This is a genomic window from Brevibacillus centrosporus (assembly GCF_003710815.1).
GTDB lineage: Bacteria > Bacillota > Bacilli > Brevibacillales > Brevibacillaceae > Brevibacillus > Brevibacillus centrosporus.
The window spans coordinates 1-17,004 of record NZ_RHHP01000030.1; the positions used below are offsets into that span (position 1 = coordinate 1).

Here is a 17,004-nt window from a genome sequence, read left to right on the forward strand (position 1 = left end):
TCCCAAATACAGATGGTAGCTATTTTTCCGTTCCTCACTAGAGTTTGGGAATAAACCAACAACAGAAGCACGGAGCAGCCGCAGGATCTATTCCGTAAGGGCAACGACCCAGTAAAGGAGCAAGAAGCGGCGTCCACACCTTGAGAGGCAGAACGAAGGAATGTAAGGGCGAAGACCCAGCGTGACATGGGAGGGTAAGCCATCAGGGGAATGGAGTGGATATCCAAATGTGCGGTCATACGATTTACCAACAGATTGGAAAAAAGATTCGAATCTTTTTTCCCGCCACCGGCTCATCCGGAAAAATATTCCATAATTACATGCTTCGCCCACTTCTATGGAATGTTGATGGTTGAAAATCTAAGAATGAGTGAGCAGACGCGAGAAAACATTAATTTATAGTGGGAGGAATCTAATAAAAAGCAGGCCACTTTTTGACAGCAAGTAAGTAAGGGTGCCTTCTGCGCGAATGAGCCAAGAGCCTTCCATTAGACTATTGAGTAAGCTATCCAGATCCTTTGTTGTATACTGTGGAAATAAACTGCCCATTTCAGACCTTGTGAAGTGGCTATGATGTGTCTCGCGCGAAAGGCGAATTAAAATGGACAGTTTATGTCCGAACAAATGACGGGAGCTTGTTAAATGGCTTAATGGTTCAAAAAGATAGGTAAAACCTTCTGCGTAACCGAGTTCGGGAAGATTTGATTCTAACGCTTCTTGTTCCATATGTACTCACCTCTGTTAACAGTATTATCTATTTAAAAAAGGTTAGACTTTACTAAGGAAAACTTTTTAAATATGACTTTTTCAATTCAATTGATTTTACATAGTCAAACCATTTATTCATGAATTAATTTCGGAAGGAGAAAAGATGGGAGGACAGGAAGGGTGATAGGAAATTAAAGCGAATGTGTATAGAATTTCAGAAGAGAAGTGGATCACAGCGAAAAGTAAATATCTTAAGTAGGGACCCTTATGAAAGAGCTCATTCGCCCTTTGAATAATTTAGCTTGATACCTAGCTGCGGGACATGCGTAATGTATGACGTTGTATATACTTCCAACATTCTTGAACATTTCTCCGATTCACATAAAGTCATGGGACAAATGATGAAACACACACGGTTTGCTTTTGTCGTGTTGGTGCCTTTTCAAGAGGAATTGTTATCAAAAGAACATGTTTATCGTTTTGATTACGAGGACTTTCCTTATCAAATAAATATATTTATATAGATACGTTGCAAGTTATTGATTGTTCGAAAATGGGCTATACCCATTGGCACGGAAAACAAAACCTTGCCGTCTACAGATGAGACTAGGTGGATACAAAAACTGTAAGGCTCCTCTTCAAGGCATCACTGGGTGCGGTGAATAAAAGGTACCCTTTTACACCAATGAGAGATGGATTGATCATTGAAGAGAATTGGCGGAATTGTAATTAAATTCATATCAATCTATTTACAAGGATGGTGTAAATGGTAGAATGGTATTTGTAAATATTACCAGATATTCAAAATGGAGGGTATGTTGTGAAAAAACAATTTGCTGTATGTGCGTTCGCAACTATGTTGGCCACCATGAGTATCTTTACTCCAGCTTTTGCTGAATCAAATTCGAATCATTCTGATCAACAAAACCAACAAGGGGTGGGGGTAAAAGTTTCCTCAGACCCTACTACCATTTCTCAATTGGCTGCTGCGGCTGGTGTGACAGCAGGACCATTTATTTTACGTCAAGGTGGAGGATGGCCTGGATATTACAATCATCACATTTCAATGGGGGAAGCCGGGACAATTTCCGTTCGGCTGGTTCAACAAGGAATTCATAGTGGTCAACAGGCTTCGACTCGATGGACACTAGAAAATTCCAGTGGGACAGTTCTTGCAACAACGGATGTGAAAGGTGACAAGAATCCATATACGATTACATTCACGAATGTAAAACTAGGCGACTATAACCTAGTATGGGAAACTCTAAATAGCTACGATACACAAGGAAATTACTACATTTATGCTCCATCGGGTACCGAGGTAAGCGACTAATTTTTTAGCCCATTCTATGGAATGGGCTTTTTTAATGACCTTCCTTCATGAAACCATTCTTACATATGTTTTTCATAATTAAGGAATGCTAACAAGAACTTCACAGAAAGGAAGGATTAGAAATGAAGCTTTTAGGTATATTGTTTACTGCCGTACTTTTATTGACTAACGGACCCTCTGTTTACGCTGCTCAGGAATTTCCTTCTCGTATATTTACTCAACTACAAACTGTCAATCAGTCTCTCCTCCATAAAATGACGTCAGAACTAACACAAAGTCATATCCCTAAAAAGGGATTACAGCGACTCTCAGGAAATGTCAGCGATGTCGTAATACATAATAAGATCAATGATAATAAACGTGAATACGTATTATTTAGTTATAAACTGAATGATAAGCCGCGTTTTGGGATTCAAGTTTATGAAGACGGATCCGATGGAGAATGGACATATTCTACACGTTCATCCATGTATGATAATCCCGAAAGCCCTGTTCAGGTGCTATTTAATCATCTTGAGAAAAACCCGATTCCAATTGCAGGGATCGTTAATCATCCAAATATAAAAATAATCAAGGTAAACTTTAAAGATGGACAATCTCATTTACTACCTGCCAAGAACGGATATTTTTTTGACGTAATTCATCGCGATTTTTCAAAAGTAGTGTCTGTAGAAGGATTGGATTCTTCTAACCGAGTGGTTTCTGTAGCTTGGGATGTGAATAATCCTTCTACCCCAATTAATGAATGAAAAATGGAAGAATGCCCTCCACAAGAGGAGGGCATTCACAGTAGCTTAAACGTAATTTTCTCTTAAGCCCCAAAATTGGATTTGAGTCTACCCCCCTTATCTTGTTAAGCTGGTATCAGAAGAACAGAGGGGGATTTTTTATGCAACGAAAACGCTATCCAATCGAGTTCAAACAACAACTGATCCAAGAGGCACAAGAAGCAGGAAACGCGAGCCAGGTAGCCAGACGGCATGAGATAGACGTAAAAATGTTGTATCGTTGGATACGTGATTCGAAACATGCGGATTGGAAAAACACTCCTGCCGAAGCCAAAGCGGTAACGAGTTATACTCCGAGCCCGGGAGAATTTCGTGAACTGGAAACCGAGAATGATCAACTGAAGAAGCTACTTGGAGAAAAGGATTTGGAAATCGCGATCCTCCGTGATCTTGTAAAAAAGGTGAACCCAGCTTATCGGACAAAGTGGAAATAGCCGACAAGTGGATACAGCTGGGGTATACAGCCAAATTGGTGCTACGTATTGTCGGCATCCTTGAAGCAACCTACTACTATCGGAAAAATAAGGCCTCTCAAAAGCCACGGGTTTACCATGGAGGGCGGCCGATCCCTGGTTATTCATTGTCAACGGACGGACAACCTGTCAGTGACGAGCAAATTAAAGAATGGATATCGGAACTGATTGCGGATGAAGAATCTGCTTATGGCTATCGAAAGCTTACGGTCTGCCTGCGGCGAGATCACCAGTTGATCATCAACAAGAAAAAAGTGTACCGCCTGCTGAAAGAAGAAGGACTTTTACAACCACAACGAAAAAAGAATAGTCATCATCCCCGGAGGCTTGCCAATAACCGAAAGATCACCGCTCCGAATCAATTGTGGGAGATGGACGTAAAATATGGATTGTTGTGAAAGTGTAGTGTGGCAAAGGATTGCAGAACGATCCCTACTTCAACCTAGCTGACAAGCAGAAAGGAAACCGTCTGGGGTCAAGTGATCTCCTTGACGCTAGACGGTTTCCTTTCTAGACTCCGACTCCAAGGTGGTTGAAGTAGGGAAGAAGGAAGAATCATATGAAAATGCGAGAATAAGGGAGAAAGACTCTAATTTTGAGGGGTTAAACCGGTTTAAATTATGGCAAACTTATGGTTTAAACCACAAAGATAACGTCTACGTGTTCTTTGTAGACAATTACCTTTTCAACGTAACTGCCGATAAACTTTTTGATTTCGGGAATGTTTTTCTGAGTTACATACTCTTTGAACGTAGCGAACAGTTGTCGCAGGGTGTCCTCTGTGATAACTGTTTTTTTGATTTGCAGCTCAAGTTCCCTAATGTTGAACTCCAGACTGCTCTTTTGTTCCTCCAGTTCAGTCATTTTCTCTGGGAAAGTCGATTGGGTGAAGCCTTGGGCCACCGCTTGCACGATGTTTGTGATTCGTTCGATATTTAGAAGATGTAGTACATTACCTTCTGTTAGAATCGATAATTGAGCATATGAGAAAAACTGTGTAGAATGTGCTTCTACACAGTTCAGGCGGTAATTATAGTTACTTAGGTTGCGATGATACTGGTTTGTAAGCTGCGGCTAGTAAAATCATGTCTTTTTCAGTAAGATTTCCGATAACCTGCAAACGGATTACTTTCCCTTGTGGATTTAGAATTTGCATGGATAGGTTCATGATACCATTTCCCAATGGTGTAATCAGTGTGAAGTTGTCGCTGCCAGGTATCTGCATAACCTTCATATACCCTGGGTATTCATCTCGATGAGTTTCTTTTCTATTCAACAGATCGGTAGTATATTGATCTACGTCTTGTCTCACCACTACCCACTCATTAGCTTTATGAAAAATATCCCAGTGGCTTAAAACTGGTTTGGATGGCCCTATCTTTCCATTCTGGATTGTAAAAAACTGTTGGTATAATCCGTTTGATGAGACGAGTGGGAGTCTGAACGTTGACGGACGATATAGCGGTGAACCAAAGACCTTTTGAGTTTCCTGTGTTGTTATCACTTTTCCACTTTTGCTATGCTGCTGATATGTTTCCAATGAAACTGGTCTTTCCTCTGGTTTATCTGTTTGCATCTTGTTCTTAATCGTAATCTCTAGGTTATGCCACACCAGTTTATTGGGGTCAGCTGCAATTGTGATAACAGGAGTAAATACGGTGAAGGTAAATGTTAGAAGAAAAGCAATACCTATCGTTAATATCAAGTGTCTCACTTAATTAGCTCCCCTCTACTTCTCTAACGAATTTCGCTGGCAATGTCCATTAATTGATCTTTGGTTATCGATTCATCCGTACTATTGATTGAGAGTAACCAATCTCCGTCCATCCATTCAAGTTCTTTTCGTGGCATACCAAAAGGGTCTACTCTTTCAATATACAGACCTTCTAATCCCTTTATACTTACCCCTTCCACAACATGATGAACTCCAGGTACAGTTAATTTGCTATTCCCTGTCCAGAACTTCTTTAACAGATTTATGCGAACTATATTACCCGTTTTATCCGTATATTTCGCTGAAATATGGGAGATTGAAGGCAATAATTTGAGGGGTTGTATCACTAACTCCTGCTTTGATTCTCTCGCTTTTCTTTCGAGAACTTCACGTAAAGATTCGTCCTTCTCATATTCATAGCGAAGGGAAGCATCTGCAAATGAATAGGTTTCAGCAATACGTTCAGGAAAATGTAGCAACCCTTTTGTACGTGACTGCAAAGAGTTTATTTCGGTGATCATCAGCGGATTTTCCGAATAGAAAAAGTCGCCTTGTCCATCCTGCTTCACCTGGTAAACTGCTGCAGCTGTGCCTGGTTCCAACATGTTCTGGATCTTATCCCATTCTCCTTGCATTTGCTGCAATTCGGCCAACCTTTCTGTTGAAAGAGGAGGGGCCGCTTGGTACTCATGGATAGTTTCTCCTTCTGAATTTCTAATCTGATACAACTGAATCGAAGCAAATCCGGTAGAAAATAAAATGAGAAGTGTGGCGACAAGTGTCAATCTAGCCTTTATTCGTTTGGGAGGATTGGTCTGAGACGATCTTACTTGTTTGGCAGACGTGAGAATTCTCTCACGCAGTAAGGGGGATAGCTGGAATTCCTCACTCTCTTTCTGGAACGCATCCATAGCAAGCTTTACTTTGTGTTCCATGTTCAACGCTCCTGTTCTAAAGAAAATATTTGTCGATTAATGATCGTTCGCGCTTTTTTCAATGCATGGTGCAAACGTGACTTAACTGTTCCAATGGGGAGTTGAAGAATTTCCGCTATCTCGTCCTGAGAGTAATCGTAAATATACTTCAATAGCAGTACACTTCGAAAATTAAAAGGAAGCTTCTGTATCTGTTCCATTACTTTCTGAAGATCCATCTGTTCGACCACCATATTTGCAATATCTGGTTCACTCATTGCTAGTGAGAAAGTATTTACTTTTTGAAATAATCTTGAGAGTTTCCAGTTTCTTCGCCTATAATTATGAATCTGTCGTATTGCTACACCGGTCAACCAGGATGAAAATGTTCGCGATCGATTGTAGTTTTTCAACGACTTGTACACCTCTAGATAAATTTCGTGGATCATATCCTCGACATCTTGTTTGTTTTCAAGTAGAAAATAGACGGCTTTCTTAACGTCGTTTATCGTCAGATCATAAATCTCGCCAAAGGCATTCATATCTCCTTCGATACACTGATCGATTAGTATATTGATCCTCTCTTGGATGGAAACATCCACAAAATCACCCTATTCATTTTGGATTCTTTCTAACACACTTTCAGCGGATTCTCGCATTTGCAATTAACATCTGCTGGTAATTTACTAGTTCTCATTTTCTGCTCAGCTGCCTTCGCGGGGAACGGAAGCTAATGTTACAGCCATAAGCGTTGCGATTTCTTTTTCCATTTTCAAACTAACCCCTCCAAATAATTTATTTTTTTGATGGAACCACCCTATATTGGTCATTTGTTTTCATTTCGTTCAATTCATTTTTAGCAAATGAATCAGTTCGGTCGGAAGTACCAAGTTAACCGACGATAGTTTTTATACACATGTGTGGAAATTTGCAGTTCGCCTCCTCTATAGAGTAACTATAAAAGAGCTTATTATTTACTTTGGTAACTGTTACAAATCATGCAACTGTTTTGGAATACGGAAGAAGTATTTTTCTTTGGATTGTGAATTTTAACAACCACACCCCGCCTCCACCAATACATAAAATCAAAACCACCTGATGTGAAGTGACCCCAAAAAGTTAGACAGTAATTTTAGTTAAGCAGCAAGTAAGGTTTGAGTTCGGTATTGCACTGGACTCAAGCCTTTTAATTTTGCCTTGATTCGTTTGTTGTTATAGTAGTCGATGTATTTTGCCAACTCTTGTTTAAAATGCTCAATGCTTTCAAGTGTAACTGCTAAACTAAATTCAACAGTTTCCGCCAAATAGAATGGAACACTTTTTCTTCTATTATTAACCTAGTTAAGCTATCATTACTTTTTCAACTTGGCTTAGCTGGAGGATTGGAAAGGTGGAAAAATTACTGTTGTATCTTCGCAAAGAAATTGGATCTGTCAAGGAACACAGTTTATAAATATCTAGATATGACTTTTGAGGAGGCATCCGATTGGGTCAAATCCCTTAATCACAGAAGCAAAAAGTTGAATCCTATCGGGATAGAATTCTCGGCTGGTTAAATGAACATCCGGACGGGGTGATTCTAGCGGAGAGCAGCATCCGCAAGCTGGTCGACCGTTTGCGGGAAAGAGGGATGGTCCATGTACAAATTGGGCGCGCTGGCTGCCAGATGACGACGAAGGGATATGAGTATTTGAAGAATAGAGAATAAATATTGAAATAACCATATGGCTATATTGGAATGTATGACAGAGAGGAGGATGACGATGACGATGACGATGACGATGGAATTTTCCAAACTGGCAGATGTCCTAAAGGCGCTAGGGGACCCCACCCGCTTGAAAATCGTGGCTTTGCTGAACATGCGCGACTGCTGCGTATGCGAGCTGGTACCGATCTTCGGGATTTCGCAGCCGTCTATTTCCAAGCATATGAGCCGCCTGAAAAATGTGGACCTCGTTACGGAAAAACGGAGAGGGCAATGGGTGTTCTACTCCCTGAACCGGCAGCAGTTTGAGGACATCGGCTATTCGCTGCAGCGATTGCCAGACTTCTCCTCTGAATTCGACGAGTTAGAAAAGCAGGGGCTGCTCGTCACATGCGAATAGGAGGGGGGAGTGAGTCATGGGCAAACAGGTAGGAAAAAGGTTATCGTTTCTGGACCGCTATTTGACGCTATGGATATTCGTAGCGATGGTGGTCGGGATCGGAAGCAGCTTTCTGTTTCCAGGCTTGGTGTATTCCTTGCAGTCTTTTCAGGTGGGGACGACATCCATCCCTATTGCCATTGGACTAATCCTCATGATGTATCCACCTTTGGCAAAGGTACGCTATGAAGAGCTGGGGCGGGTGTTTCGGGATGGGAAGATCCTGGGGCTCTCCCTGATTCAGAACTGGGTGATCGGTCCTGTCCTGATGTTTGTCTTGGCGATCGTTTTCCTCCAAGGCTACCCGGAGTACATGGTGGGCCTGATCATGATCGGCTTAGCCCGCTGTATCGCGATGGTAATCGTCTGGAACGATCTGTGCAAGGGCGATACGGAATATGCGGCAGGTCTGGTTGCATTTAACTCGATTTTCCAAGTGCTGTTTTACTCGATCTACACTTATTTTTTCATTACGGTACTGCCCGGCTGGTTTGGCTTGCAGGGGATGGTCGTGGATATAACCATCTCGGAGGTGGCGAAAAGCGTTCTGATCTACCTGGGGATTCCTTTTCTAGCCGGAATGCTGACCCGTTATTCACTCGTGAAGGCAAAAGGGCGAGAGTGGTACGAAAAAGTATTCATCCCGAAAATCAGTCCCGTTACGTTGATCGCGCTGCTGTTTACGATTATCGTGATGTTTTCCTTGAAAGGCGAAGTCATCGTGGCGCTGCCTCTGGATGTCGTTCGCATCGCGATTCCTTTGCTCATCTACTTTGTGGTGATGTTTGCCATCTCATTTTTCATGGGCAAAAAGGCAGGAGCCAGCTATCCTGTGAGCTCTACGCTGGCATTTACAGCTGCGAGCAATAACTTTGAGCTTGCAATAGCCGTTGCGGTTGGCGTCTTCGGTATTCATTCGGGAGCTGCCTTTGCTGCGGTGATTGGGCCGTTAGTTGAGGTACCCGTCATGATCGCCCTCGTGAATGTGGCGCTGTGGCTGCAAAAGAAATACTTTAGCAATACAAAAGGAGCATAGACATGGACAACAAACCTCTCGTGTATTTCCTTTGTACAGGGAACTCCTGCAGAAGCCAAATGGCAGAAGGCTTTTTGCGAGCAATGGGCAGTGAGCAATACGAAGTCAAGAGTGCAGGTCTGGAGGCGCACGGACTGAACCCCCGTGCAGTTCAGGTGATGAAGGAAGCGGGCGTAGATATCAGCGGCCGCTCTTCTGATGTCATAGATGCCGGGATTCTCCAGAGCGCGGATTACGTGATTACGCTTTGCGGCCACGCGGATGAGCATTGCCCTGTAATTTTGAATCCCCATGTGGTGAAATGGCACTGGGGTTTTGAGGATCCGGCTAAAGCAACAGGAACCGAAGAAGAGATCATGGCAAGCTTCCGCCGCGTCCGTGATACCATCCAAGTGCGCATCGAAGCCTTTGTAAAAGAGGGCAGATAGAAGATGGGCGGTATTTTCTTTGGATAATAGTTGCGTTTATCAATTACTGTGCTGTAAGATGGTTTCAGGTGATGAAGATGAAACCAGTAGCTACATTTGTAAATATACGAGAAACCTTTCAGGTTCTGGTGCGACGCTTCGGCCTTTTGCAAAAGGATGGCGCCCAATGCTGCGGGATCTCGGTCGTCCATAGTCATATCCTGTATGAGCTGCAAAAAAGACCGAACATCGCCCTGAATGAACTCGCAGATCTTTTATCCATGGATACCAGTACACTCAGCCGCCAGGTTCATCATCTCGTGGAAACGGGTATGGTAAACCGATTGCCAGATCCAAAAGACAGAAGATACGTGGTGCTTTCGTTAACGGCGCAGGGAGAAGAGCAGCACGCCCAGATCGCAGCCTATATGGAAAGCTATTTTGCCAATGTATTTGAGCAAATACCGGCGGAAAAGCATGAGCAAGTATTGGAGAGCCTTCTTCTTATGAACGAAGCGATGAAGAAGAGCGCGGATTGTTGTACTCCTCCTCTGTAACGGATAGAGGAGTTTCCTTGTAGTATATAGTTGCAAACATCAATTATTTAAAAAGGAGACTGATAGAAAATGAAACTACCTGTTGCGATTATCGGTGGAGGTCCAGTCGGTTTTGCTGCAGCCGCCCAGCTTTTGGAGCGAGGAGAGTCTTTTGTTCTTTTCGAGGCAGGAAGCGAGATCGGCGCGAGCGTGTTGGAGTGGGGACATGTTCGGATGTTCTCGCCTTGGGAATACAATATGGATGCATCGGCCGTACGACTGCTTTCCACGCATAAATGGGAGGCTCCACATGGAAGTGACATCCCGACTGGTCGGGAGCTCATCGAAAAGTATCTGCAACCACTTGCCGTCCTTCCAGAGATTGCTCCTTTCATTCACGTAAATAGTCAGGTGATCGCAGTCGGGAAAAAAGATTTGGATAAGATGAAATCAAAAGGCAGGGAGCAGGCACCGTTCGTCGTACGCTATAAACAGGATGGTCAGATTCGGCAGATCGAAGCTAGAGCAGTAATCGACGCTTCCGGTACATGGAAGCAGCCCAATCCGCTTGGAGCGGGTGGCGCTTTTGCTGTAGGCGAGGCAGAAGCAGCTGATCGGATCACTTACGGTATTCCCGATGTCTATGGCAAACAGCGCGGACGCTATGCCGGAAAAAGGGTTCTCGTCGTAGGAAGCGGTCATTCGGCGATCAATACGCTTCTTGACTTGAATCGATTGAAGGAAGAAGTGCAAACGACTCAGATCATGTGGCTGTTGCGGAAGAAAGACATTCGCGAGGCGTACGGAGGAGGGGAGGCAGACCAGCTGCAGGCACGCGGCGCTTTGGGAACAGCGATTCAAAGCCTGGTGGAGAGCGGGCGAGTGAACGTACATACCCCTGCCTACATCCAAGAAGTTTCAACAAAGAACGATACTCTCGTCGTAACGGGGATGTGGAACGGCGCTCCCATGCGGCTGGATGGCATCGACGAAATCATCACCAATACCGGTTCAAGACCTGATACCCAGTTTTTACGGGAGGTCAGATTTCAGCTGGACGCGGCTATCGAGTGTGTGCCAGCCTTGGCAGAGCTGATCGATCCGAACATTCATAGCTGCGGAACAGTGAGACCGCATGGAGAAAGAGAGCTTCGCCAGCCGGAAAAAGATTTTTACATCGTGGGTATGAAGAGCTACGGACGTGCGCCAACGTTTCTGCTGGCAACCGGCTATGAGCAAGTAAGATCTGTAGTGGCGGCTTTGACAGGTGATTGGGAAGCAGCAAAAAGAGTCGAGCTTTCCTTGCCGGAGACGGGAGTTTGCAGTGCAGGAGGACCACTGGTTGATCCTGCTGCAGGTACCTCTTGCTGTGCTCCTGCACCGATAAAGACGTCTCGTTGCTGCGGATAGCACGAAAAAATTGCTGGATGAAGGAGTGGCCGAAATGGACGTAACGATACGTCTAGCAAGAGAAGCAGATCTAGCAAGGATCCTAACGATTTACAACCAGGGAATCTCAGATCGGATTGCTACACTCGAGGTCGAGGAAAAGGACGACGCCTACATCCAGGCATGGTTTGGCGACCATCAAGGGCGATACCAGGTGCTGGTAGCCTGCGTACAACAGGAAGTGGTCGGATGGGCGTCTCTCAACCGTTACTCAGCACGCAGCGCCTATGATGGCGTCGCAGACCTGTCCATTTACATCGAACGCTCCTACCGGGGAAAAGGAGTCGGCAGTGCCTTGCTGGAAAAGCTGGAGAAGGCCGCTCGCTCCGAGCGATTTTACAAGATCGTGTTATTTACGTTTCCGGTTAACGGCTTGGGGCAGGGACTCTATCGGAAAAGCGGATATCGCGAGGTAGGCGTCTTTCAAAACCAGGGCATTCTGGATGGGGATTTTGTAGACGTGATGGCGATGGAAAAGCTGCTCTAGGAATCGGGAGAGCCGATCCGCGACACGCTAAAAAGTGCAGGGGGTGCGATACCAGCTCCCTGCACTTTTTCTTTTCTCTTTTTACAAATGAACAATTTCAATCCGGGGGTCAAACTCGCGCAAGTACTCGACGACCAGCTTTCTGTGACAGTGATGCGGTTTTTCCTCACTGCACAAAAAGCAGGGGACACGATCGCCCAGCCATTCGTCCATTTTCGTTTCGACTTTGCGCTCCTGCAGCAAATCTGTAAAGGTCTTTTCGAATTCTCCCCACGGAATCTCTTTGGACTTGATCGCCTTTAGCAGCTCTTCGGTAGGTGCTAGGGAAAGCTCATGAATGTAATCGATGTTGAGCAGCTCCAATATGTAGGACAGGTCTTCCTTCTTGGCAAATCCGGCGAGCTGAGACGTATTTTGCAGGCGTGTGTCAATGACGAGATCTACTTTATGCTCTTGCAGGGCAGTGGCAAAGGTACGAAGTGATTTTTTTGAAAATCCGATTGTGGTCAGTAGCATGCAGCTCTCCCTTTCTGGCTTGTGGCTTGTCTTTCTATTGTAATACAAAAATTCTGTCAATAAACACGTCGTAGCTTCTGCTATCCAAAAATAGGCGTTTGGTGCAGTCACCTTTGGTGGGCGATGCGACATACACCTATGGTATAAACCGCGATGGGTATTTGTTTAGGTGGGTTACCCGTTCGTTCATGCTGGAGGTGGAAAACGTGGATGAGTTTAAAAATGAGCTTAAAAAATTAAAGGTGGATAAATTCAAAGGCGGAGAAGTCAAACCCTGGGATCAAGGAAACGACAAAGATGCGATGATGGTTCGAGGAAGGTGTGGAGGAGGCTGCGGGCGCTGTGGGGGCTGCGGAGGTTGTGGTCGCTGTCATAGCTGTTCGTGCAGCTGTTCCTGCAGTTGCTCGTGCAGTTGTTTCTGCAGCTGCTTCTTCCCGTGCTTCTTTAACTGCTTCCGATAATCCTTCCAAACGATTTTCAAGAAAGCCTCTGAAAAGGTGGAAGAACATCTGCAGAGGCTTTTTCCTATGTGCGGATCTGGCATGACGGACAAAGCGTCGTACATAAGATTACGTGAAAGCGTTCGATCAAAAGAACAGGAACGGCTTACGGTTAGGAGGAGCGACATGAAAAAATTGACCCCTTCTATGCGCCTGAAAGTGAACCGGGATACGTTTTTTCTACCTGACCCAGAAGGCAGCGTGTATTTTCGCAACAATGTAGGCTCCTTTCGCATGGAAGGAAGCATGATTGACCGGTGGGTGGAACAGCTGTTGCCGATGTTCAATGGCGAACACACGCTGGAAGAGCTCACGGATGGTCTGCCAGATGAGTACCGGGATCGGGTCATGGACATCGCCGACAGCCTGTTTCAAAACGGGTTCGTCCAGGATGCCAGCCTGGATCGAAGCCATTCTTTGACGGACAAGATCCTCGAACGGTTTGGATCCCAGATTGAATTTCTAAGTCATGTAGCTGATTCGGGTGCCTACCGCTTCTCGTGCTATCGACAGTCGAAGGTAGCGGCAGTAGGTGCTGGTCCCATCCTTGCCTCTCTCGCTGCAGCTCTTCTGGATTCGGGCTTGTCCCATTTTTATGTTTTGCTGACGGATTCGATGGAAACCGATGAGCAGCGGTTTGAGGAGCTGGTGGCTTTTGCACGGAAAACGGACCCGGATGCAGCTATCGAAGTGCGCAGGGTAGAGCAGCGGGGTGTAGAAGCTTGGCGGGAGGCAGTCAAGCCCTTTGAAGCGATCTTGTACGTGTCGCAGACCGGGAGCTTGGAAGAGCTGCAAATGATCCAAGCCGCCTGCCAAGAGGAGAAGAAAGCCTTTTTGCCGGCTATTTGTCTGGAGCAGGCAGCTCTTGCAGGTCCGCTGGTGACACCAGGCTCCAATGGTAGCTGGCAGTCGGCGTGGAGGCGGCTGCATCAGGAGGCCATCAAAAAGGACTTGAATCATCACTGCTTTTCCGTTACGGCTGGTGCCATGCTAGCCAACGTTATCGCATTTGAATGGTTTAAGACTGCTACCGAGGTAGTGGATTCGGAGCTGAAGGAGAAAGTCTTTCTGTTAAACCTGGAGACGTTGGAAGGCAGCTGGCACTCTTTTCTGCCCCATCCCGCTAAGTCAGGTAAACCGCAGCTGAACTGGACAGAGCAGGTGGAGGTGCTACTCGAGCAAAAGGACGAAAAGCCGGCAGCGTCAAAAGGGCTGATGTCCTACTTTAGTGAGCTGACTTCGCCAGAGACGGGCGTTTTTCATCTGTGGGAAGAGGGGGAATCGATACAGCTGCCGTTGTCCCAATGTCTTTTGCAGGTGGCAAATCCTTTGTCCAATGGGCCAGCCGAGCTGTTGCCTGAGAAGGTTTGTTCAGGCATGACCCACGAAGAGGCGCGCAAGGAAGCGGGACTCGCAGGAATCGAAGCCTACGTTTCGCAATGGATTGCGGAAGCGGTGCCAGGCGAGAAGATCGGTATAGGAGCGGGAGAAACGGTCGAAGAGGCATTGGCACGAGCGATACAGCATTGCCTGTCAAAAGAATGGGAGGCTCTGCTGGAGACGGAAAATTCCGTGGTCAGACAGATTCAGCTCGGGGAGATCGAGGATGCACATTGTCAGTTCTACATGAAAGCCCTGACGACACTAAGAGATCAGCCTAAGGTGGGCCAAGGAGCGTTTGTGCACGGATTTCCCGTCGTATGGGTGGGGATACGGGAGGGATGGTTTGGCAGTGTTGGCTTGAATGTTACGTTTGCTCTGCGAAAAGCCTTGCAAGCTGCGCTTCTGCAGGTGCAGAACGACTGGGGGCAATTGCCTGCGACTGCCTCTCGCGTCTTTTGGGAAGAGCAAGAGCCCGAGCTGTACAAAATTCCGGCGTGCGCTGAGGATGACCAGCAGGAGGTTCTCAGGTCTGCCCTGCAAACGCTGCAGCAGCATGGAAAAAGGCTCGTTTGGTGCGATGCAGCCGTGGAGCCCTTTTTGAAAGAAGAGCTGGCCGGTGTATGTGGTGTCATGCTGCGGGAGGAGGAGGTCTGATGAGCGCTGTAGTGGTAGTTGTCGGAGCGGGCCAGCTGGCAGATCTCGTCTGCAAGGAGCTGGCTGTTCATTACGTTGTCGTGCGCCAGTCAGATTGGAAGTCCCCTTTGCCCCTGGAGGCAGATTTGGCGCTGCAGCTGCACGATGGCTGGCAGCCTTTCGCTCACCTGGAGGCAGAGGAGGGAGCGAGGTCTTATGGGATTCCCTGGCTGCGTGGTTTTGTCGCTTTTGGAGAAGGAATCATTGGGCCGCTGGTGCACCCAGGTATGACCGGTTGTTCACAGTGCGCGGACATGCGAATGCTCATGGGGGGACGAGACAGAAAAGAAATGTGGGAGCTGCATCAGCGTGTTCGGGATCGCGGCAGTATTGCGAAAGACGCTTGGGCATCGCGCAGCGGTCTTCTGCATATGTCGTATCTGATCGCAGCGGAGACGAAGCGAGTGCTGCAGGGTGAGCAGGCTCACACGGAAGGGCATATGTACCTGATCCATCTGAAAACGCTCAAGACTTCTCGCCACTTTTTCCTGCCAGATCCATCATGCAAGGTGTGCGGGATGCTCCCGGAAGATTCCCCTGAGGCCGCACGAATCGTTTTGCAGCCGAGTCCGAAGCTTGGGCCAAGCAGCTATCGCTGCCGCTCTCTGGATGACCTGAAAAAAGGACTGAGGAGGGACTATCTGGACTACCGGACAGGCTTTTTGAACGGGAAAATTCGCGACCTCGTGTCCCCGTTTGCAGACGTGAGCGTCAACCTGCCTTTGTTTCAAGGAGACGAAGGGACCGCTGGACGAACACACTCCTACGCAGAAAGCGAAATGACAGCGATTTTGGAAGGCTTGGAGAGATACTGCGGCATGGCACCGCGTGGCAAACGGACAGTCATCCGCGACACCTACCGCAATCTCAGGGGCCAAGCGCTTGATCCGACAACAGTAGGGCTGCATACAAAGGAACAGTATGAGCAGCCAGGGTATCCGTTTACTCCCTTTGACCCGGATCATTCTCTGAACTGGGTGTGGGGCTATTCCTTTATACAGGAGCGGCCGATCCTGGTGCCGGAGCTGCTGGCCTATTACAGTCTCGGCTTCGGGGAAGGTTTTGCTTTTGAGACCTCCAATGGGTGCGCGCTCGGCGGGAGCCTGGAGGAGGCGATTTTCTACGGCATTCTGGAAGTGGTGGAGCGGGATTCCTTTCTGATGACCTGGTATGCCAATCTGGGGCTGCCCCGATTGGATCCATACTCTGCACCGGACCAGGAGCTGCGTTTCATGCTTGATCGTCTGCAGGCGGTGGCAGGCTATGAGGTTCATTTATTTAATGCCACGATGGAAAACGGGATTCCCAGTGTCTGGACGCTGGCGAAGAATACGAGGAAGGAGGGGCTCAATGTCATTTGCGCGGGGGGTGCCCATCCTGATCCGATTCGTGCGGTGAAAAGCTCGATCTATGAAGCGGCCGCGATGGTGCTTACCTTAAATGATAAATTCCAAGCGAATCGGGATACGTACCTGCAAATGCTGCACGACCCTGCCAAGGTGCGAAAGATGGACGATCACTCGATGCTGTATGCGTTGCCAGAAGTGGAAGAGCGCCTGCACTTTTTGCTGAATGACGAGCGGCCTCTGCGGACGTTTGCCGAAGAATTCAAGCAGCCAGCGAGGCATGCGGATTTGACCGAGGATGTAAAGGATATGCTCCGAAGGTTCCAGCAGCTCAAGCAGGATGTGATCGTGGTCGATCAGACGACACAGGAAATTTTGCGAAACGGCCTGCATTGTGTAAAGGTACTGATTCCGGGGATGCTGCCGATGACATTTGGACACCATCTGACACGTTTATCCGGGCTGGATCGGGTGCTGCGCGTTCCCATGGAATTGGGGTATACGGCAGAGCCGCTCACCTATGAAAAGCTGAATCCACATCCGCATCCGTTTCCATAAGCCCTGTCGAGGAGGGAGC

Annotated in this window: 20 protein-coding genes; 13 read left to right on the plus strand and 7 right to left on the minus strand. The window is 46.8% G+C overall.

What is annotated here, in order from left to right:
* Nucleotides 1-396 precede the first annotated feature (396 nt).
* Entirely contained in the window at nucleotides 397-726 is a 330-nt protein-coding gene (locus tag EDM55_RS30000) for a hypothetical protein (protein WP_141296411.1), read from the minus strand.
* An 802-nt stretch (nucleotides 727-1,528) separates the two neighbouring features.
* Here EDM55_RS30000 and EDM55_RS21210 point away from each other — a divergent pair.
* The 4 genes from EDM55_RS21210 (at nucleotide 1,529) to EDM55_RS21225 (ending at nucleotide 3,700) form a co-directional block, all read left to right on the plus strand.
* On the plus strand, nucleotides 1,529-2,041 hold the full coding sequence (locus EDM55_RS21210) for a hypothetical protein (protein WP_122961332.1): 513 nt from the start codon (nucleotides 1,529-1,531) through the stop codon (nucleotides 2,039-2,041).
* Nucleotides 2,042-2,163: 122 nt separating this feature from the next.
* Nucleotides 2,164-2,790: a hypothetical protein gene (locus tag EDM55_RS21215; RefSeq protein ID WP_122961333.1), complete on the plus strand. Its 627-nt coding sequence runs from the start codon at nucleotides 2,164-2,166 to the stop codon at nucleotides 2,788-2,790.
* A gap of 140 nt (nucleotides 2,791-2,930) precedes the next feature.
* Nucleotides 2,931-3,263: a transposase gene (locus EDM55_RS21220; RefSeq protein WP_122961334.1), complete on the plus strand. Its 333-nt coding sequence runs from the start codon at nucleotides 2,931-2,933 to the stop codon at nucleotides 3,261-3,263.
* Between the two features lie 38 nt (nucleotides 3,264-3,301).
* Nucleotides 3,302-3,700 (plus strand): IS3 family transposase, encoded by a 399-nt coding sequence (locus tag EDM55_RS21225; protein WP_246071199.1) that lies wholly within the window; start codon nucleotides 3,302-3,304, stop codon nucleotides 3,698-3,700.
* Nucleotides 3,701-3,938: 238 nt separating this feature from the next.
* Here the strand turns inward: EDM55_RS21225 and EDM55_RS21230 are convergent, their stop codons facing one another.
* From EDM55_RS21230 to EDM55_RS21250, 5 genes are all read right to left on the minus strand, one after another.
* Nucleotides 3,939-4,214: a hypothetical protein gene (locus EDM55_RS21230; RefSeq protein WP_092275219.1), complete on the minus strand. Its 276-nt coding sequence runs from the start codon at nucleotides 4,212-4,214 to the stop codon at nucleotides 3,939-3,941.
* A 124-nt stretch (nucleotides 4,215-4,338) separates the two neighbouring features.
* Nucleotides 4,339-5,016: a hypothetical protein gene (locus tag EDM55_RS21235; protein WP_092275216.1), complete on the minus strand. Its 678-nt coding sequence runs from the start codon at nucleotides 5,014-5,016 to the stop codon at nucleotides 4,339-4,341.
* A gap of 23 nt (nucleotides 5,017-5,039) precedes the next feature.
* Entirely contained in the window at nucleotides 5,040-5,951 is a 912-nt protein-coding gene (locus tag EDM55_RS21240; RefSeq protein ID WP_092275213.1) for a hypothetical protein, read from the minus strand.
* A 2-nt stretch (nucleotides 5,952-5,953) separates the two neighbouring features.
* The gene (locus EDM55_RS21245) at nucleotides 5,954-6,532 is read right to left on the minus strand and encodes a sigma-70 family RNA polymerase sigma factor (protein WP_092275210.1); all 579 of its coding nucleotides are present in this window, start codon (nucleotides 6,530-6,532) and stop codon (nucleotides 5,954-5,956) included.
* Between the two features lie 534 nt (nucleotides 6,533-7,066).
* Nucleotides 7,067-7,234 carry an IS3 family transposase gene (locus EDM55_RS21250; RefSeq protein WP_258957890.1) on the minus strand — a complete coding sequence of 56 codons (168 nt, stop codon included), beginning with the start codon at nucleotides 7,232-7,234 and terminating at the stop codon, nucleotides 7,067-7,069.
* Nucleotides 7,235-7,711: 477 nt separating this feature from the next.
* On the opposite strand from EDM55_RS21250, the gene EDM55_RS21255 reads away from it, so the two are divergent.
* From EDM55_RS21255 to EDM55_RS21280, 6 genes are all read left to right on the plus strand, one after another.
* Complete coding sequence (locus EDM55_RS21255; protein ID WP_122961353.1) at nucleotides 7,712-8,035, plus strand: ArsR/SmtB family transcription factor; 324 nt, start codon at nucleotides 7,712-7,714, stop codon at nucleotides 8,033-8,035.
* Nucleotides 8,036-8,051: 16 nt separating this feature from the next.
* A complete protein-coding gene (gene arsB, locus EDM55_RS21260; protein WP_122961336.1) occupies nucleotides 8,052-9,110 on the plus strand; it encodes an ACR3 family arsenite efflux transporter in 1,059 nt (352 codons plus the stop codon).
* Between the two features lie 2 nt (nucleotides 9,111-9,112).
* The gene (gene arsC / locus EDM55_RS21265) at nucleotides 9,113-9,538 is read left to right on the plus strand and encodes an arsenate reductase (thioredoxin) (RefSeq protein WP_122961337.1); all 426 of its coding nucleotides are present in this window, start codon (nucleotides 9,113-9,115) and stop codon (nucleotides 9,536-9,538) included.
* Between the two features lie 77 nt (nucleotides 9,539-9,615).
* A complete protein-coding gene (locus EDM55_RS21270; RefSeq protein WP_092275376.1) occupies nucleotides 9,616-10,074 on the plus strand; it encodes a MarR family winged helix-turn-helix transcriptional regulator in 459 nt (152 codons plus the stop codon).
* 69 nt (nucleotides 10,075-10,143) lie between these two features.
* Nucleotides 10,144-11,463: an NAD(P)-binding domain-containing protein gene (locus EDM55_RS21275; RefSeq protein WP_122961338.1), complete on the plus strand. Its 1,320-nt coding sequence runs from the start codon at nucleotides 10,144-10,146 to the stop codon at nucleotides 11,461-11,463.
* Between the two features lie 34 nt (nucleotides 11,464-11,497).
* Nucleotides 11,498-11,989 (plus strand): arsinothricin resistance N-acetyltransferase ArsN1 family A, encoded by a 492-nt coding sequence (locus EDM55_RS21280; RefSeq protein ID WP_122961339.1) that lies wholly within the window; start codon nucleotides 11,498-11,500, stop codon nucleotides 11,987-11,989.
* 81 nt (nucleotides 11,990-12,070) lie between these two features.
* Here the strand turns inward: EDM55_RS21280 and EDM55_RS21285 are convergent, their stop codons facing one another.
* The gene (locus tag EDM55_RS21285; protein WP_092275193.1) at nucleotides 12,071-12,505 is read right to left on the minus strand and encodes a DUF488 domain-containing protein; all 435 of its coding nucleotides are present in this window, start codon (nucleotides 12,503-12,505) and stop codon (nucleotides 12,071-12,073) included.
* 188 nt (nucleotides 12,506-12,693) lie between these two features.
* Between EDM55_RS21285 and EDM55_RS31485 the strand changes: the two genes are divergently transcribed.
* The 3 genes from EDM55_RS31485 to EDM55_RS21300 all read left to right on the plus strand — a co-directional run bounded on the left by EDM55_RS31485 (nucleotide 12,694) and on the right by EDM55_RS21300 (nucleotide 16,985).
* The gene (locus EDM55_RS31485; protein ID WP_373863361.1) at nucleotides 12,694-12,966 is read left to right on the plus strand and encodes a heterocycloanthracin/sonorensin family bacteriocin; all 273 of its coding nucleotides are present in this window, start codon (nucleotides 12,694-12,696) and stop codon (nucleotides 12,964-12,966) included.
* Nucleotides 12,967-13,131: 165 nt separating this feature from the next.
* The gene (locus tag EDM55_RS21295) at nucleotides 13,132-15,042 is read left to right on the plus strand and encodes a putative thiazole-containing bacteriocin maturation protein (protein WP_122961340.1); all 1,911 of its coding nucleotides are present in this window, start codon (nucleotides 13,132-13,134) and stop codon (nucleotides 15,040-15,042) included.
* Nucleotides 15,042-16,985 (plus strand): TOMM precursor leader peptide-binding protein, encoded by a 1,944-nt coding sequence (locus tag EDM55_RS21300; RefSeq protein WP_122961341.1) that lies wholly within the window; start codon nucleotides 15,042-15,044, stop codon nucleotides 16,983-16,985. The genes EDM55_RS21295 and EDM55_RS21300 overlap by 1 nt, the downstream gene beginning before the upstream one ends.
* Nucleotides 16,986-17,004: the final 19 nt, after the last annotated feature.

What these genes read in the sequence shown, in the direction of transcription:
- EDM55_RS30000 (WP_141296411.1), bottom strand. Translation starts at nt 726, where the DNA reads ATGGAACAAGAAGCGTTAGAATCAAATCTTCCCGAACTCGGTTACGCA.
- EDM55_RS21215 (WP_122961333.1), top strand. Translation starts at nt 2,164, where the DNA reads ATGAAGCTTTTAGGTATATTGTTTACTGCCGTACTTTTATTGACTAAC.
- EDM55_RS21220 (WP_122961334.1), top strand. Translation starts at nt 2,931, where the DNA reads ATGCAACGAAAACGCTATCCAATCGAGTTCAAACAACAACTGATCCAA.
- EDM55_RS21240 (WP_092275213.1), bottom strand. Translation starts at nt 5,951, where the DNA reads ATGGAACACAAAGTAAAGCTTGCTATGGATGCGTTCCAGAAAGAGAGT.
- EDM55_RS21255 (WP_122961353.1), top strand. Translation starts at nt 7,712, where the DNA reads ATGGAATTTTCCAAACTGGCAGATGTCCTAAAGGCGCTAGGGGACCCC.
- arsB (WP_122961336.1), top strand. Translation starts at nt 8,052, where the DNA reads ATGGGCAAACAGGTAGGAAAAAGGTTATCGTTTCTGGACCGCTATTTG.
- arsC (WP_122961337.1), top strand. Translation starts at nt 9,113, where the DNA reads ATGGACAACAAACCTCTCGTGTATTTCCTTTGTACAGGGAACTCCTGC.
- EDM55_RS21270 (WP_092275376.1), top strand. Translation starts at nt 9,616, where the DNA reads ATGAAACCAGTAGCTACATTTGTAAATATACGAGAAACCTTTCAGGTT.
- EDM55_RS21275 (WP_122961338.1), top strand. Translation starts at nt 10,144, where the DNA reads ATGAAACTACCTGTTGCGATTATCGGTGGAGGTCCAGTCGGTTTTGCT.
- EDM55_RS21280 (WP_122961339.1), top strand. Translation starts at nt 11,498, where the DNA reads ATGGACGTAACGATACGTCTAGCAAGAGAAGCAGATCTAGCAAGGATC.
- EDM55_RS21285 (WP_092275193.1), bottom strand. Translation starts at nt 12,505, where the DNA reads ATGCTACTGACCACAATCGGATTTTCAAAAAAATCACTTCGTACCTTT.
- EDM55_RS31485 (WP_373863361.1), top strand. Translation starts at nt 12,694, where the DNA reads ATGCTGGAGGTGGAAAACGTGGATGAGTTTAAAAATGAGCTTAAAAAA.
- EDM55_RS21295 (WP_122961340.1), top strand. Translation starts at nt 13,132, where the DNA reads ATGAAAAAATTGACCCCTTCTATGCGCCTGAAAGTGAACCGGGATACG.
- EDM55_RS21300 (WP_122961341.1), top strand. Translation starts at nt 15,042, where the DNA reads ATGAGCGCTGTAGTGGTAGTTGTCGGAGCGGGCCAGCTGGCAGATCTC.